Raw genomic sequence first — 15,204 nt, 5'->3', positions numbered from 1 at the left:
CCCACCCGCAGGCTCTCAACGGTTTCCTGCGTGCGCGGCCGATGTAGGGCCGAGCCCACGTTCGGCTCAGGCCGAAGCTGGAGGGCAAGGAAGAGGAAAAGCAAAAGCAGAAAGCAAAAGCAGCCAAGCATGGCTTGACTCTACCAAGAGCGGTCATGCGTGCGCTCGCGGCTGTTGAGTCCGCCTTGTAGCGAGCCGAGCACCGCAGGGGAATCAGGGGCGAAGAGGCGCCGCTGTTTGAGCGCAGCGAGTTCGGCGCCGTCCCCTGATTCACCGAGGAGCACGGGGCACCGGCGCGCAGCGCCGGCTCGCGGATGGCGGAGCGTTTCTTTGGTTACTTTCTTTTCGCGAAAAGAAAGTAACACCCCGCCGCGGTCGCGGAAAAGGGCCGCCGGGCATGGCCCGGCGCTACCAATGCGTCGGCGCACGTAAAGCGGCTGTCGCGGAAACGACGAGCCGACGCTACTGCAGATCACGCAAATTCAGTTTCCGCAGCGTCGGGTTCTTCCACGCGGTGATCCCGGCCACGCTCAGCACCGCAAACCCACCCAGCACCACTGCAGGCACCAGCCCCAGCAGACGGGCCATCGTGCCGGCATAGAACGCGCCCAGCTCGTTGGACGAACTGATGAAGATGCCGTTGATCGACGACACCCGTCCGCGCATTTCTTCCGGCGTGGCCAACTGCAGGATGGTCGAGCGGATCACCACCGAGACGCCATCGAAGGCCCCATAGAACAGCAGGATCAGCGCCGACAGCCAGAAGTGCTGCGACAGGCCGAAGCCGATCACGCACAGGCCGAACCCCGCCACCGCGAACAGCAACACGCGGCCGGCATTGCGGTGCAGCGGGTGGCGGGCCAGCCACAGGCCCACGAACACCGAACCGAGCGCCGGCATCGCGCGCAGGATGCCGAGGCCCTCCGGACCGTGGTGCAGGATTTCGTGCAGGAAGGCCGGCAGCATCGCCACCACGCCGCCCAGCAGCACCGAGAACATGTCCAGCGCCATCGCGCCGACCATGATCCGGTTGCCGACCACGAATCGCGCGCCTTCGGCGATGCTCTTGAAGATCGGCGCGGCCGGACCGGTGTGCACCGGCTCCTCCACTTTCAGCGTGGCCAGGCAGGCCATCGCCACCAGCGCAAAGGCCGTAGCCACCGCGTAGGACAGGCCCTTGCCGCCGAGGCCGACCAGCACGCCGCCCAGCGCCGGGCCGGCCACCATGCCGGCCTGGAACACCACGGCGCCGAGGCCAGCGCCACGCGCGAACTGGTCACGGGCCAGCACGCGGGCGAACAGTGCGTTGTAGATTGGCGACAGGAAGGCGCGGACCATGCCGGTCAGGGCGATGGCCGCATAGATCGGCCACACGCCCTCGAACGGCAGCCAACCCGTCGCAACGCTGGTCAGCACCAGCGCCGTGGCGATCAGCCCGGAACAGGCGACCATGCCCAGCCGACGGCGCGGCAGGTGGTCGACCAGATAGCCGGCGAACGGCGCCACGCAGAAGAACGGCAGCACCTCGGCCAGGCCGACCAGGCCCAGCGAGAACGGATTGCGGGTGACTTCGTAGATGTGCCAGCCGACGGTGACCGCCACCACCTGGTAGGACAGCATCGCGAAGATACGGTAGGCCAGCAGCTTGGCGAAACCGGGCCGGGACAGCAGGCCCAGCGCGGTGTCTTCGGCTGTGGCAGGCTCGCTCACGACGGGTCGCGCTGCAGCTGGGCCTGCGCGGTCTCGCGGATGAAGGCCAGCATCGCCGCCACGCCGTTGCTGCGGGTGGGGGAGAGGTGACGGGCCAGGCCGATGTCCTGGATGTAGCTGGGCTCGGTGTCCAGGATTTCCTGTGCCGAGCGCCCGGAGTACACGCGCAGGGCCAGGAAGATCAGGCCGGAAACGATGGCCGAATCACTGATGGCATGGAAGCGCAGCGACTGCGCGTTGCCTTCCGGCACGATCCAGACCATCGACTGGCAGCCGAGCAGGCGGTGCTCTTCGGTCTTCCATTCGTCCGGGAAGGCGGGCAGCTTGCGGCCGAGGTCGATCAGGTACTGGTAGCGCTCGGACCAGTCGCCGAAGAAGCCGAATTCCTCGGCGATGGCGGTCTGGGCCTCGGCGGCGGTAGGTTCAAGCGGGAACGGGGAGTCGGTCACAACAGTCTCTACAGTGGGGGCGTGGCCGGCGGGCCGGCCACGGGGCAGGGCAGGTCAGCCGCGCTTGCGCGACCAGCGCACGCCCTGCGGGGTGTCTTCCAGCACGATGCCTTCGGCGGCCAGCTGGTCGCGGATGGCATCGGAACGGGCGAAATCACGCGCCTTCTTGGCCGCAGCACGCTCGTCGATCAGGCCCTGGATGCGGGCATCGTCGCCGTCATCGCCCGCAGCGGTACCGAACCACTGCGCCGGATCGGCCTGCAGCAGGCCCAGCGCCAGGCCGGCGCCGAGCAGCTCGCCCTTCAGCCGTGCCTGTTCGGCCGGGTCGGTGGCGCGGCGTGCATCGGCGGCGATGCGGGCCACTTCGGCCAGCGCCTGCGGGGTGTTCAGGTCGTCATCCAGGGTCGCCTCGACGCTGGCCGGGATCACCGCGCTGGCTTCGATCGACGCCAGCTCGCGCAGCGTGCCGTACAGGCGGTCCAGGGTGCGCACCGACTGCTCGATCAGGCCATCGGACCAGTCCAGCGGCTGCCGGTAATGGGCCGACAGCAGGGCCAGACGCAGCGCTTCCGGCGGATGCTGGCGCACCAGGTCGTGTACGCGCTCGATGTTGCCCAGCGACTTGCTCATCTTGGCGCCGCCGAAGTTGAGCATGCCGTTGTGCAGCCAGTAGCGGGCAAAGATCCTGCCGCCATGCGCGCATTCGCTCTGCGCGATCTCGTTCTCGTGGTGCGGGAACTGCAGGTCGACACCGCCGGCATGGATGTCGATGGTCTCGCCCAGATGGGCGGCCGCCATCGCCGAGCATTCGATGTGCCAGCCCGGGCGGCCGCGGCCCCAGGGCGATTCCCAGCCGGGCAGGTCGTCGCTGGACGGCTTCCACAGCACGAAATCGCCCGGATCACGCTTGTAGGGGGCGACATCGACGCGGGCGCCGGCCAGCATCTCTTCCGGATCGCGTCGCGAGAGCTTGCCGTAGCCGTCGAAGCTGGCCACCGCGAACAGCACGTGGCCTTCGGCGGCATAGGCATGACCATTGGCGATCAGCTGCTCGATCATGGTGATGATCTGCGGCATGTGCGCAGTCACTTCCGGCTCGATGTCCGGCGGCACCACGCCCAGCGCGGCCATGTCTTCACGGTAGGCGGCGGCGAACCTGTCGGTGATGGTGCTGATCGGCACCCCCTGCTCGCGTGCAGCGGTGTTGATCTTGTCGTCCACGTCGGTGATGTTGCGCGCGTAGCGCAGGCCACCGAAACGCCGCCGCAGCAGATCGGCCAGCACCCCGAACACCACCGGGCCACGGGCGTTGCCGATGTGCACGTAGTTGTAGACCGTGGGGCCGCACACATACAGGGTCGGACAGGCCGGATCGAGCGGGGTGAACGGTTCGAGCTGGCGAGTCAGGTTGTTGTGCAGGCGCAGGGTCATGGGGCTGTGGCTGGGGGACAAGCCCGTGATTTTAGAACGTGTCGGCCCGCTTTGGGGCGCCGATTGCCACCGGTGGACGCCGGCTCCCCCCAAGGTGGGGTGGGCAGGAGCGGCGTGGACGGGTAATGTTCAGCCCCTTGCGCTCGTCACTGCCTACACTATTGCCGTGTCCTTGCTCCCGTCGCCACTGAAATCCACCGCGTTGCTGACCCTGGCCTGCCTGTCGGCGACGGCCGCCGTGGCCCAGGCGCAGGAAGCCGAGCCGCGCAACCGGGTGGTGATCGTCGAGAACGTGAAGTTCGACTATGCGCAGGTGCTGAACGTCGAGCCGGTGTTCCAGACCCTGCGCGCGACCCGCACCGAGGAGCATTGCGAGCCGATCTCGACCCGCACCCTGGCCCCGGTCAACGTCACCGGTGAAGAGCCGGTCGAGGACAAGGGCCGGATCAGCCGCTTCTGGGACTCGGTGCGCTCGATGTTCAAGCGCAGCGATGAAGAGGTCTCCGAGGAGACCGCCGCCGAGACGCCCGCCCCGGCACCGGCCAACAACGGCCCGATGCTGACCCGCGACTGCCGCATCGTGCCGGTCGGGCGTGAATTCCGCCGGCCGATCGCCTATGACGTGGATTACGTCTACAAGGGCACCAAGTACCGGTCGCGCCTGCCGGAAGACCCCGGCAACCGGCTGAAGATCCGGGTTTCGATCACCCCCTGGGTCGGCCCCGAGCAGGGCGCCGCCGGTAATCCCTGATTCTGCGACCCCGGCCCCTTGCGTCGGCCCCGGCCGCATGCAAAGATTGGCGGCCATGAAGCTCACCGACTTCCAGCACGACAGCAGCGCAGCCCGACAGGCGTCGGGCATGACCTCGCGTGCGCGTCGACCGGAACCCCACATCCTCGCTGGGTAACCGGAGCTTTCTGCTGTTCGTCCGAAAAAAACCCAGCCCGCCGGCTGGGTTTTTTCGTTTCCGCGCTTAAAAAATGCATGTGCTGAAAGCTGCAACTGCAACCTTTTCGATCCACCTTTGCTTCCTGCTTTTCCCTTCCACCGCGTCGAACCCGGCGCCGCCACGCAAGGAAAGATGATGTCCCCCAAGCACTTCCTGAACACCCAGGACTGGAGCCGCAGCGATCTTGACGCGCTGCTGACCCAGGCCGCGCTGTTCAAGCGCAACAAGCTCGGCGACCAGCTCAAGGGCAAGTCGATCGCGCTGGTGTTCTTCAACCCCTCCATGCGCACCCGCACCAGCTTCGAACTGGGCGCATTCCAGCTCGGCGCCCACGCGGTGGTGCTGCAGCCGGGCAAGGATGCGTGGCCGATCGAGTTCAACCTCGGCACGGTGATGGACGGCGATACCGAAGAACACATTGCGGAAGTGGCCAAGGTGCTGGGCCGTTACTGCGACATCATCGCCGTGCGTGCGTTCCCCAAGTTCATCGACTGGGCCTACGACCGCCAGGACATCGTCCTCAACAGCTTCGCCAAGTATTCGCCGGTGCCGGTCATCAACATGGAGACCATCACCCACCCGTGCCAGGAGCTGGCCCACATCATGGCCCTGCAGGAGCACTTCGGCACCCAGGACCTGCGTGGCAAGAAGTACGTGCTGACCTGGACCTACCACCCCAAGCCGCTGAACACCGCCGTGGCCAACTCGGCACTGACCATCGCCACCCGCATGGGCATGGACGTGACCCTGCTGTGCCCGACCGCCGACTACATCCTCGACGATCGCTACATGGGCTGGGCCGAGCAGAACGTGGCCGAGAGCGGCGGTTCGCTGAAGATCAGCCATGACATCGACAGCGCCTACGCCGGCGCCGACGTGGTCTACGCCAAGAGCTGGGGCGCGCTGCCGTTCTTCGGCAACTGGGAGCCGGAGAAGCCGATCCGCGACCAGTTCAAGCACTTCATCGTGGACGAGCGGAAGATGGCACTGACCAACAACGGTGTGTTCAGCCACTGCCTGCCGCTGCGCCGGAACGTGAAGGCCACCGACGCGGTGATGGATTCGCCGCAGTGCATCGCCATCAACGAAGCCGAGAACCGCCTGCACGTGCAGAAGGCGATCATGGCGGCCGTTGCCGGGCGCTAGATCGAACAAGGGGTAGAGCCGACCGTTGGTCGGCTGCTCCCGCAGCGGCGCATCCATCATTCCAGCCGACCAACGGTCGGCTCTACCGAATTCCCATCCCCCAAGTGGACCTGACTCCCATGAGCAACAAAGACGTCGTTCTCGCCTTCTCCGGCGGCCTGGATACCAGCTTCTGCGTGCCGTACCTGCAGGAGCGCGGCTACAATGTGCACACCGTGTTCGCCGACACCGGCGGCGTGGATGATGAAGAGCGCGATTTCATCGAAAAGCGCGCCGCCGAACTGGGCGTGGCCAGCCACGTCACCGTCAACGGTGGCCCGGCCATCTGGGAAGGCTTCGTCAAGCCGTTCGTGTGGGCCGGCGAAGGCTACCAGGGCCAGTACCCGCTGCTGGTCTCGGACCGCTACCTGATCGTCGATGCCGCGCTGAAGCGTGCCGCCGAACTGGGCACCAACATCATCGCCCACGGCTGCACCGGCATGGGCAACGACCAGGTCCGCTTCGACCTGGCCGTGAAGGCGCTGGGTGACTACCAGATCATCGCGCCGATCCGCGAGATCCAGAAGGAACACACCCAGACCCGCGCCTACGAGCAGAAGTACCTGGAAGAGCGCGGCTTCGGCGTGCGCGCCAAGCAGCAGGCCTACACCATCAACGAGAACCTGCTGGGCCTGACCATGTCCGGCGGCGAGATCGACCGTTGGGAAGCCCCGGGCGAGGGCGCCCGTGGCTGGTGCGCACCGCGCAGCGAGTGGCCGGAGCAGGCGCTGACCGTCACCCTGAAGTTCGTTGAAGGCGAAGCCGTTGAACTGAACGGCAAGGCGCTGCCGGGCGACCAGATCCTGGCCCAGCTCAACAAGCTGTTCGCCCCGTACGGCGTCGGTCGCGGCGTGTACACCGGCGACACCGTGATCGGCCTGAAGGGCCGCATCGTGTTCGAGGCCCCGGGCCTGGTTTCGCTGCTGGCCGCACACCGCGCGCTGGAAGATGCGGTGCTGACCAAGCAGCAGAACCGCTTCAAGCCGGACGTGGCGCGCAAGTGGGTGGAGCTGGTGTACGAAGGCTTCTACCACGATCCGCTGAAGACCGACATCGAAGCCTTCCTGAAGTCCTCGCAGGCCAAGGTGAACGGTGAAGTGGTGCTGGAAACCCGCGGTGGCCGCGTCGATGCAGTGGCGGTGAAGTCGCCGCACCTGCTCAACACCAAGGGTGCCACCTACGCGCAGTCGGCCGACTGGGGCGTGGAAGAGGCGGAGGGCTTCATCAAGCTGTTCGGCATGAGCTCCACTGTCTATGCGCAGGTCAATCGTGGTTGACCTGTGACGGGGTGCCGGCCGCTGGCCGGCGCCTCGCAACGTCGATGGAGGGTAGTGCCGGCCGCTGGCCGGCTCGTGGCACGGCTGGATCATTGCGGAGCCGGCCAGCGGCCGGCACTACCGATTTCGAACCCTACGGATATTCAGACACATGCTTGAACAGACGCTCGATCACCTGCAGGCCCTGGTGTCTTTCGACACCCGCAACCCGCCGCGTGCGATCACCACCGGTGGCATCTTCGATTACCTGCGCGCGAACCTGCCCGGCTTCAACGTCGAGGTGATCGACCATGGCGCGGGCGCGGTCAGCCTGTACGCCGTGCGTGGTACGCCGAAGTACCTGTTCAACGTGCACCTGGATACGGTGCCGGACTCGCCGCACTGGAGTGCCGACCCGCATGTGATGCGGCGCCTGGACGACCGGGTGATCGGCCTGGGCGTGTGTGACATCAAGGGCGCGGCCGCTGCACTGGTGGCTGCGGCCAATGCCAGCGATGGTGATGCCGCGTTCCTGTTCTCCAGCGATGAAGAAGCCAACGATCCGCGCTGCATCGCCGCGTTCCTGGCCCGCGGCATTCCGTACGAAGCGGTGCTGGTGGCCGAGCCGACCATGAGCGAAGCGGTGCTGGCGCATCGCGGCATCAGCTCGGTGCTGATGCAGTTCGCCGGTCGTGCAGGGCACGCCTCGGGCAAGCAGGATGCGGCTGCCAGCGCGCTGCACCAGGCGATGCGCTGGGGCAACCGCGCGCTGGACCATGTGGAATCGCTGGCTTCGGCGCGCTTCGGTGGGCTGACGGGCCTGCGCTTCAACATCGGCCGCGTCGAAGGCGGGATCAAGGCCAACATGATCGCGCCCGCTGCCGAAGTGCGCTTCGGCTTCCGGCCGCTGCCGTCGATGAACATCGACGCGTTGCTGGCCACCTTCGCCGGTTTCGCCGAGCCGGAAGCGGCGGTATTCACCGAAACCTTCCGTGGCCCCAGCCTGCCGGCCGGCGACATCGCCGAAGCCGAGAACCGCCGCCTGCTGGCACGTGACGTGGCCGATGCGCTGGAACTGCCGATCGGCAACGCGGTGGACTTCTGGACCGAGGCCTCGCTGTTCTCGGCCGGCGGTTACACCACGCTGGTGTTCGGCCCGGGTGACATCGCCCAGGCCCACACCGCCGATGAGTTCGTGACGCTGGAGCAGTTGCAGCGCTACACCGACGCCGTGCATCGCATCATCGCCGCCGGCGCCTGATTCTTCCCTTTCCGACGAAACCGAAATGTCTCCTGCCCTCCAGCCCCATCGCCAGACCCGCCAGACCATCGTGCGCCTGCTTTCCAGCATGGCCAGCGCGAAGGAGATCAGCCAGTACCTCAAGCGCTTCTCGCAGCTGGATGCCAAGCGCTTCGCCGTGGTCAAGGTCGGCGGCGCGGTGCTGCGCGACGACCTCGACGCGCTGACCTCTTCGCTGTCGTTCCTGCAGGAAGTCGGGCTGACGCCGATCGTGCTGCACGGCGCCGGCCCGCAGCTGGATGCCGAACTGTCGGCCGCCGGCATCGAGAAGCAGACCGTGAACGGCCTGCGCGTGACCTCGCCGGAAGCGCTGGCAATCGTGCGCCGGGTGTTCCAGCAGTCCAACCTGCGGCTGGTCGAGGCGCTGCAGCAGAACGGCGCGCGCGCCACCTCGATCACCGGCGGCGTGTTCGAAGCCGAGTACCTGGATGTGGATACCTACGGCCTGGTCGGCGAGGTGAAGAAGGTCAACCTGGCACCGATCGAGGCCAGCCTGCGCGCCGGCTCGATCCCGGTCATCACCAGCCTGGGCGAGACCGCCGGCGGCCAGATCCTCAACGTCAACGCCGACTTCGCCGCCAACGAGCTGGTGCAGGAACTGCAGCCGTACAAGATCATCTTCCTGACCGGCACGGGCGGCCTGCTGGACGAGGCGGGCAACGTGATCGATTCGATCAACCTGTCCACCGAGTACGACCACCTGATCGCGCAGCCGTGGATCCACGGCGGCATGAAGGTGAAGATCGAACAGATCAAGGATCTGCTCGACCGCCTGCCGCTGGAATCGTCGGTGTCGATCACGCGCCCGGCCGACCTGGCCAAGGAACTGTTCACCCACAAGGGTTCGGGCACGCTGGTGCGCAAGGGTGAAAAGGTGCTGCGCGCCACCGCCTGGAACGAACTGGACCTGCCGCGCCTGAAGGGCCTGATCGAATCCAGCTTCGGCCGCGCGCTGGTGCCGGACTATTTCGAGAAGACCAAGCTGTTGCGTGCCTACGTCAGCGAGAACTACCGCACCGCGGTCATCCTCACCGACGAGGCAGAGGGCGTGTACCTGGACAAGTTCGCCGTGCTCGACGACGCGCAGGGCGAGGGCCTGGGCCGTGCGGTCTGGAACGTGATGCTGGAAGAGACGCCGCAGCTGTTCTGGCGCTCGCGCCATGGCAACCCGATCAATCACTTCTACTACGCCGAATCCGACGGCTGCTACAAGCAGGACCACTGGAAGGTATTCTGGTTCGGCGCCGATGGCATCGACCGGATCAAGACCTATGTCGATCATTGCGCGCAGCGCACCCCGAGCCTGCAGGGCTGAGCAATGAGCAACCTCGATGCCTGGAACACGGTTCCCACCCTGCGCGGCCAGCACGTAACCCTGCAGGCGCTGCAGATGGAACACGTGCCCGGCCTGCGCGATGCGCTTGAAGGCAGCGGCCTGGACCAGCTCTGGTACACCCAGGTGCCGTCGCCGGAACAGGCCGAGACCTATGTGCGGGCCGCGCTGCAGGCGCAGAGCGAAGGCAAGGTGCTGCCGTTCGTGATCCGTGATGCGGCTGGCGGAATCGTTGGCAGTACCCGTTTCTATGACATGGATGCCGGTGTGCCGAAACTCAGCCTCGGCTACACCTGGTATGCGCCGCGCGTGCAGCGTACCGGTGCCAACACCGAAGCCAAGCTGTTGCTGCTGCAGCACGCCTTCGAAACGCTGGGCTGCATCAGCGTGGTGCTGGAAACCAGCTGGTTCAACGCCACCTCGCGCACTGCCATCGCCCGCCTCGGCGCCAAGCAGGATGGCGTGCTGCGCAACCACAAGCGGCATGCCGACGGCACGCCGCGCGACACCGTCATCTTCTCCATCATCGACGCGGAATGGCAGGGCGTGAGGCGCCACCTGCAGTACCGCCTGGACAGCCACGCATGAACGATTCGACCTTTACCCTTGGCATCGTCGGTGCCCGCGGCCATACCGGCGCCGAGCTGATCAAGCTGGTGGCCGCCCATCCGCGGCTGGAACTGGCTTTCGTCTCCTCGCGCGAGCGCGCCGGGCAGCGCCTGTCCGACCATCACCCGGAATTCCAGGGCGATCTGCAGTACGAGAACCTGGACGCCGACGCGGTGGCGGCCAAGGGTGTGGACGCAGTGATCCTGGCCCTGCCCAATGGCCTGGCCGCACCGTTCGTGGCTGCGCTGGAAGCGGCGAAGCCGGACACCGTCATCGTCGATCTCTCGGCCGACTATCGCTTCGACAACAGCTGGTACTACGGCCTGCCAGAGCTGACCCGCGGCCGCTACAACGGCCAGAAGCACATCAGCAACCCGGGCTGCTATGCCACGGCGATGCAGCTGGCGGTGCATCCGCTGCTGGACCTGCTGGCCGGTCCGCCGCAGTGCTTCGGTGTCTCCGGCTACTCCGGCGCCGGTACCACGCCGTCGGACAAGAACAACGTCGAACTGCTGGCCGACAACCTGATGCCCTACGCGCTGACCAACCACGTGCACGAGCGCGAGGTGTCGGTGCAGCTGGGTGTGGCTGTTGAATTCATGCCACATGTCGCGCCGCATTTCCGGGGCATCACGCTTACCGCCAACCTGTGGCTGAACCGCGTGCAGACCCGCGAACAGATCGCCGAGCGCTTCCAGCAGGCCTATGCCGGCGAACCCCTGATCGACGTGGTGGATGAAGCGCCGTGGGTCAGCCGCATCGCCGGCCGACACGGTGCCCAGGTCGGTGGCTTCACCCTGGCCCCGGGCGGCAAGCGGGTCGTCGTGGTGGCGACCCTGGACAACCTGCTCAAGGGCGCGGCCACCCAGGCCATGCAGAACCTCAACCTCGCGCTGGGCATCGACGAACTGATGTCCATCCCGCACTGAACACGCCTTCCGGAGCCCCCATGGCAGACCTTCTTTGGCAGAAGCCCGGCGTCGCTGTCGACGCCCAGATCCAGACCTTCCTCGCCGGCGACGACGTGATCCTCGACCGCGAGTTCTTCCTGCACGACATCGCCGCCAGCGCCGCGCACGCGCAGGGCCTGCAGCACATCGGCATCCTCAGTGCCGACGAGCTGGACGGCCTGCTGCGCGAACTGGAGGTGCTGGCGCAGGACTTCCGCGAAGGCCGCTTCGTGCTCGATGCCCAGTATGAGGATGGCCACTCGGCGATCGAAGCGCGCCTGACCGAACGCCTCGGCGATGCCGGCCGCAAGATCCACACCGGCCGCAGCCGCAACGACCAGATCCTGGTCGCCACCCGCCTCTGGCTGAAGGAGAAGCTGCAGCGCGTGGCACAGCTCAGCGCCGAAGTGGCCAAGGTCGCGCTGGACCGCGCACAGGCCGAGAAGGACCTGCCGATTCCCGGCTACACCCACATCCAGCGCGCCGTAGTGTCCTCGGCCGGCATGTGGTGGGCGGGCTGGGCCGAGGCCTTCATCGACAATGCCATCCGCGCGTGTGACACCCATGCGCTGGTCGATGCCAATCCGCTGGGCACGGCTGCCGGCTACGGCGTGAACCTGCCGCTGGACCGCGAACACACCACGGCCGCGCTCGGTTTCGCGCGCATGCAGATCTCGCCGATCTACGCACAGCTGTCGCGCGGCAAGTTCGAGCTGGCCGCGCTGGAAGCGCTCGGTGGTGCCACGCTGGACCTGCGCCGCATCGCCTGGGACCTGTCGCTGTTCACCAGCGCCGAGTTCGGCTTCGTCGCGCTGCCGGCGCAGTACACCACCGGTAGTTCGATCATGCCCAACAAGCGCAACCCGGACGTGATCGAGCTGATGCGTGCGACCCACGCCAGCGTCGCCGCAGCGCGCACCGAGATCGAGCAGCTGCTGTCGCTGCCGTCGGGCTACCACCGCGACCTGCAGTCGTCCAAGGGTGCCATCTTCCACGGCTTCGGCCGTGGCCTGGCCGCGCTGGAGCTGCTGCCGGCGCTGCTGGCCAATCTGGAATGGCGTGACGACAAGCTGCGTGCGGCCATCGATTCGGGCATGTATGCCACCGACGTGGCGGTGGAAGCGGCCGTGGCCGGCGTGCCGTTCCGTGAGGCCTACAAGGCCGCTGCGGCCGGTGCCGACAGTGCAGGGCAGGGGCGTACCCCGGAAGGCAGCCTCGCCGCGCGCGTGTCGCCGGGTTCGGCCGCCGACCTGCGCCTGGACGAACTGCGCGCGCGCTGGCAGGCGCTGTCCTGATGGCGGGCACTGTCTACCTGGTGATGGCGATGCGCCGGCCGGACTTCAACGATGCAGCAGTGCAGCCGCACCGCGATTTCCTCGATGCGTTGCAGGCGCAGGGCAAGCTGCAGCTGACCGGTGGTTTCGCCGACGGCAGTGGTGGCGCCTATGTGCTGTGCAACGTGGACAGCCTGGCGCAGGCGCAGGCCATCGTCGCCACCGATCCGCTGGTGACGATGCAGGCCTCCGAGCTGACCGTGCACGAATGGAACACCCGCTGAGACACTGACCGATGATCCAGCACGCTGCCAACGTCGCCTCGCCGTTCCCCGAACAAGCGCTGCCGCCATGGCGGCGTGCGGTGCTGAAGGTCGGCAGCAGCCTGCTGGCAGCCGATGGCGGCGGCCTGTCACCACGCCACGCGCTGGGCCTGGCCCAGTTCGTCTCGGCCAATGTCCTGGCCGGGCGCGAGGTGGTGATCGTGTCTTCCGGCGCGGTCGCTGCCGGGCGCGCGATCCTGCCGCGGGCCGATGAGCCTGGCGCGGCGATGGCGGCGCGGCAGGCGCTGGCTGCGCTCGGCCAGGCCCAGCTGATCGGGCTCTGGCAGCGCTTCTTCGAGCGCCCGGTGGCGCAGGTGCTGCTGACCCATGACGACCTGCGCAACCGCCGCCGCTACCTCAACGCACGCGCCACGCTCAACGAACTGCTGCGGCTGGGCGCGTTGCCGGTGGTCAACGAGAACGACACCGTGTCGGTGGACGAGCTCAAGCTTGGCGACAACGACAACCTGGCGGCGACGGTGGCGGCACTGGTCGATGCCGATGCGCTGTTCATCGCCACCGATATCGATGGCCTGTACAGCGGCGACCCGCGCGCCGTGGCCGATGCGCGGCCGCTGCATGAGGTGCCGGAACTGAGTGACGAGGTGCTGGCGATGGCCGGCGGCGCCGGCTCGGGCGCCGGTACCGGCGGCATGCGGACCAAGCTGGAAGCGGCAGCGAAGGCGGGTCGTCTCGGCATCGAAACCTATCTGTTCAATGGCCGCAGCGGTGACGTGGTGCGCGCGCTGGCCCAGGACCGCCTGTTCGGTACCCGTATCCACGCCGCGCGCAGCCGTGAGGCGGCCCGCAAGCACTGGCTGCGGCACGCGCCGCTGGTCGAGGGTGCGATCGTGATCGATGCCGGCGCGGCGCAGGCGATGCGCGAGAAGGGCGCCTCGCTGCTTCCCGGCGGCATCACCGGCGCGGAGGGCATGTTCCGCCGTGGCGACATGGTGCAGGTGTGCTGGAACGCGCCACAGGGCCGCGTCTGCGTGGCGCGCGGCGTCAGCCAGTACGCGGCCGATGATGTGCGCCGGATCGCCGGCCGCCATTCGCGCGACATCGAGGCCGTGCTGGGCTACAACTACGGTGGCAGCGTCGTCCATCGCGACGATCTGGTGCTGCCATGACCGGTTTGAAGGACTCCCCGATGAGTGAAATCGAAGCGCAGGCGCGTGCCTGCCGTGACGCGGCCCAGATCGTTGCCGGCCTCGACAGTGCGGCGCGCCGCACGCTGCTGCTGGCAATGGCCCAGGCACTGGAAGTGAATGCCGGGCTGATCCTGGCCGGTAATGCGCGCGACCTTGCCGCTGCGCGCGAGAAAGGCATTGGCAGTGCCATGCTCGACCGCCTGGCGCTGGACCCGGCACGCCTGTTCGCGATGGCCGAAGCCGTGCGAGAGATCGCCGCGCTGCCCGATCCCGTCGGCCAGATCACCCGCGACGATGTGCGTCCAAACGGCATCCGCGTGCAGAAGGTGCGCGTGCCGCTGGGCGTGATCGCGATGATCTACGAGGCGCGCCCGAACGTGACCGCCGAAGCGGCCGCGCTGTGCCTGAAGGCGGGCAATGGCGTGATCCTGCGCGGTGGTTCCGAAGCGATCCACTCCAACACCGCCATCGCCCAGGCGCTGGCCGGCGCCCTGCAGGCCAATGGCGTACCGGCGGCGGCAGTGACCGTGCTGACCGACCTGCGCCGCGAAGCAATGCTGGAGCTGCTGCAGCTGCATGAACTGATCGATCTGGCGATTCCGCGCGGCGGCGAAGGCCTGATCCGCTTCGTTGCCGAGCATGCGCGGGTGCCGGTGATCAAGCACTACAAGGGTGTCTGCCACCTGTTCGTGGATGCCAGCGCCGACCTCGGCAAAGCCATCGACCTTCTGGTGGACGGCAAGTGCAGCCGTCCGTCGGCCTGCAACTCGCTGGAAACCCTGCTGGTGCATCGTGATGTGGCCGAAGCCTTCCTGCCGCGCGTGGCGCAGGCGCTCGGTGAGCGTGGCGTGGAGCTGCGCGCCGACACGAACGCGCAGCCGCTGCTGCCGGGCAGCACCGCCGCCAGCGAAGACGACTACGCTGCCGAGTTCCTCGATCTGGTGCTGGCCGTGCGCGTGGTTGATGACCTCGAGGCGGCCATCGCGCACATCCGTGCCTATACCTCCGACCATACCGAAGTGATCGCCACCGAAGACGCCGGCCATGCCGAGCGCTTCGTCACTGCGCTGCGCTCGGCGGTGGTGATGGTCAATGCCTCGTCGCGCTTCTCCGACGGTGGCCAGCTGGGCCTGGGCAGCGAGATCGGCATTTCCACCACGCGCCTGCATGCGTACGGCCCAATGGGCCTGGAAGCACTCACCGTCGAACGATTTGTCGTGCGCGGTGAAGGGCAGACGCGCAAGTAGATCCACGCGATGCGCGGATGCTCTTCGCGTTAGACC

At 67.2% G+C, this 15,204-nt stretch carries 14 protein-coding genes; 11 read left to right on the top strand and 3 right to left on the bottom strand.

Going from position 1 to position 15,204, the window contains the following annotated elements:
* Positions 1–462: 462 nt before the first annotated feature.
* Genes AC5P60_RS08175 through cysS form a run of 3 tightly spaced genes read right to left on the bottom strand, consistent with a single transcriptional unit; the run spans position 463 to position 3,590 of the window.
* Positions 463–1,710: an MFS transporter gene (locus tag AC5P60_RS08175; RefSeq protein WP_033834680.1), complete on the bottom strand. Its 1,248-nt coding sequence runs from the start codon at positions 1,708–1,710 to the stop codon at positions 463–465.
* A complete protein-coding gene (locus AC5P60_RS08170; protein WP_005410372.1) occupies positions 1,707–2,159 on the bottom strand; it encodes a SufE family protein in 453 nt (150 codons plus the stop codon). Before AC5P60_RS08170 ends, AC5P60_RS08175 begins: the two co-directional genes overlap by 4 nt.
* A gap of 54 nt (positions 2,160–2,213) precedes the next feature.
* The gene (gene cysS / locus AC5P60_RS08165; protein WP_005410371.1) at positions 2,214–3,590 is read right to left on the bottom strand and encodes a cysteine--tRNA ligase; all 1,377 of its coding nucleotides are present in this window, start codon (positions 3,588–3,590) and stop codon (positions 2,214–2,216) included.
* Positions 3,591–3,777: 187 nt separating this feature from the next.
* On the opposite strand from cysS, the gene AC5P60_RS08160 reads away from it, so the two are divergent.
* From AC5P60_RS08160 to AC5P60_RS08110, 11 genes are all read left to right on the top strand, one after another.
* Positions 3,778–4,341 (top strand): glycine zipper 2TM domain-containing protein, encoded by a 564-nt coding sequence (locus AC5P60_RS08160; RefSeq protein ID WP_024958440.1) that lies wholly within the window; start codon positions 3,778–3,780, stop codon positions 4,339–4,341.
* A 334-nt stretch (positions 4,342–4,675) separates the two neighbouring features.
* On the top strand, positions 4,676–5,686 hold the full coding sequence (locus AC5P60_RS08155; RefSeq protein WP_014037861.1) for an N-acetylornithine carbamoyltransferase: 1,011 nt from the start codon (positions 4,676–4,678) through the stop codon (positions 5,684–5,686).
* A gap of 119 nt (positions 5,687–5,805) precedes the next feature.
* Entirely contained in the window at positions 5,806–7,002 is a 1,197-nt protein-coding gene (locus AC5P60_RS08150) for an argininosuccinate synthase (RefSeq protein WP_005414009.1), read from the top strand.
* 151 nt (positions 7,003–7,153) lie between these two features.
* Complete coding sequence (locus AC5P60_RS08145; protein WP_111173149.1) at positions 7,154–8,242, top strand: acetylornithine deacetylase; 1,089 nt, start codon at positions 7,154–7,156, stop codon at positions 8,240–8,242.
* 25 nt (positions 8,243–8,267) lie between these two features.
* A complete protein-coding gene (locus tag AC5P60_RS08140; RefSeq protein ID WP_005410366.1) occupies positions 8,268–9,596 on the top strand; it encodes an acetylglutamate kinase in 1,329 nt (442 codons plus the stop codon).
* A gap of 3 nt (positions 9,597–9,599) precedes the next feature.
* Positions 9,600–10,202, top strand: a complete 603-nt coding sequence (locus tag AC5P60_RS08135; RefSeq protein WP_033834677.1) for a GNAT family N-acetyltransferase — start codon at positions 9,600–9,602, stop codon at positions 10,200–10,202.
* The gene (gene argC / locus AC5P60_RS08130; RefSeq protein ID WP_111108401.1) at positions 10,199–11,152 is read left to right on the top strand and encodes an N-acetyl-gamma-glutamyl-phosphate reductase; all 954 of its coding nucleotides are present in this window, start codon (positions 10,199–10,201) and stop codon (positions 11,150–11,152) included. The genes AC5P60_RS08135 and argC overlap by 4 nt, the downstream gene beginning before the upstream one ends.
* A gap of 20 nt (positions 11,153–11,172) precedes the next feature.
* The gene (gene argH / locus AC5P60_RS08125; RefSeq protein ID WP_483693319.1) at positions 11,173–12,468 is read left to right on the top strand and encodes an argininosuccinate lyase; all 1,296 of its coding nucleotides are present in this window, start codon (positions 11,173–11,175) and stop codon (positions 12,466–12,468) included.
* Complete coding sequence (locus tag AC5P60_RS08120; RefSeq protein ID WP_005414003.1) at positions 12,468–12,731, top strand: YciI family protein; 264 nt, start codon at positions 12,468–12,470, stop codon at positions 12,729–12,731. The genes argH and AC5P60_RS08120 overlap by 1 nt, the downstream gene beginning before the upstream one ends.
* Before the next feature lie 11 nt (positions 12,732–12,742).
* Positions 12,743–13,900 (top strand): glutamate 5-kinase, encoded by a 1,158-nt coding sequence (gene proB / locus AC5P60_RS08115; protein WP_049431572.1) that lies wholly within the window; start codon positions 12,743–12,745, stop codon positions 13,898–13,900.
* Entirely contained in the window at positions 13,897–15,168 is a 1,272-nt protein-coding gene (locus AC5P60_RS08110) for a glutamate-5-semialdehyde dehydrogenase (protein ID WP_033832958.1), read from the top strand. The genes proB and AC5P60_RS08110 overlap by 4 nt, the downstream gene beginning before the upstream one ends.
* The last annotated feature ends 36 nt before the right edge of the window (positions 15,169–15,204 follow it).

This window comes from Stenotrophomonas sp. YJH_SMC_120, from assembly GCF_059368675.1.
This window is presented reverse-complemented; position numbering and strand designations above follow the sequence as displayed.

Excerpts from the sequence above, each read along its gene's own strand:
- cysS (WP_005410371.1), bottom strand. The coding sequence starts at position 3,590 with ATGACCCTGCGCCTGCACAACAACCTGACTCGCCAGCTCGAACCGTTC.
- AC5P60_RS08155 (WP_014037861.1), top strand. The coding sequence starts at position 4,676 with ATGTCCCCCAAGCACTTCCTGAACACCCAGGACTGGAGCCGCAGCGAT.
- AC5P60_RS08150 (WP_005414009.1), top strand. The coding sequence starts at position 5,806 with ATGAGCAACAAAGACGTCGTTCTCGCCTTCTCCGGCGGCCTGGATACC.
- AC5P60_RS08145 (WP_111173149.1), top strand. The coding sequence starts at position 7,154 with ATGCTTGAACAGACGCTCGATCACCTGCAGGCCCTGGTGTCTTTCGAC.
- AC5P60_RS08140 (WP_005410366.1), top strand. The coding sequence starts at position 8,268 with ATGTCTCCTGCCCTCCAGCCCCATCGCCAGACCCGCCAGACCATCGTG.
- AC5P60_RS08135 (WP_033834677.1), top strand. The coding sequence starts at position 9,600 with ATGAGCAACCTCGATGCCTGGAACACGGTTCCCACCCTGCGCGGCCAG.
- argC (WP_111108401.1), top strand. The coding sequence starts at position 10,199 with ATGAACGATTCGACCTTTACCCTTGGCATCGTCGGTGCCCGCGGCCAT.
- argH (WP_483693319.1), top strand. The coding sequence starts at position 11,173 with ATGGCAGACCTTCTTTGGCAGAAGCCCGGCGTCGCTGTCGACGCCCAG.
- AC5P60_RS08120 (WP_005414003.1), top strand. The coding sequence starts at position 12,468 with ATGGCGGGCACTGTCTACCTGGTGATGGCGATGCGCCGGCCGGACTTC.
- proB (WP_049431572.1), top strand. The coding sequence starts at position 12,743 with ATGATCCAGCACGCTGCCAACGTCGCCTCGCCGTTCCCCGAACAAGCG.
- AC5P60_RS08110 (WP_033832958.1), top strand. The coding sequence starts at position 13,897 with ATGACCGGTTTGAAGGACTCCCCGATGAGTGAAATCGAAGCGCAGGCG.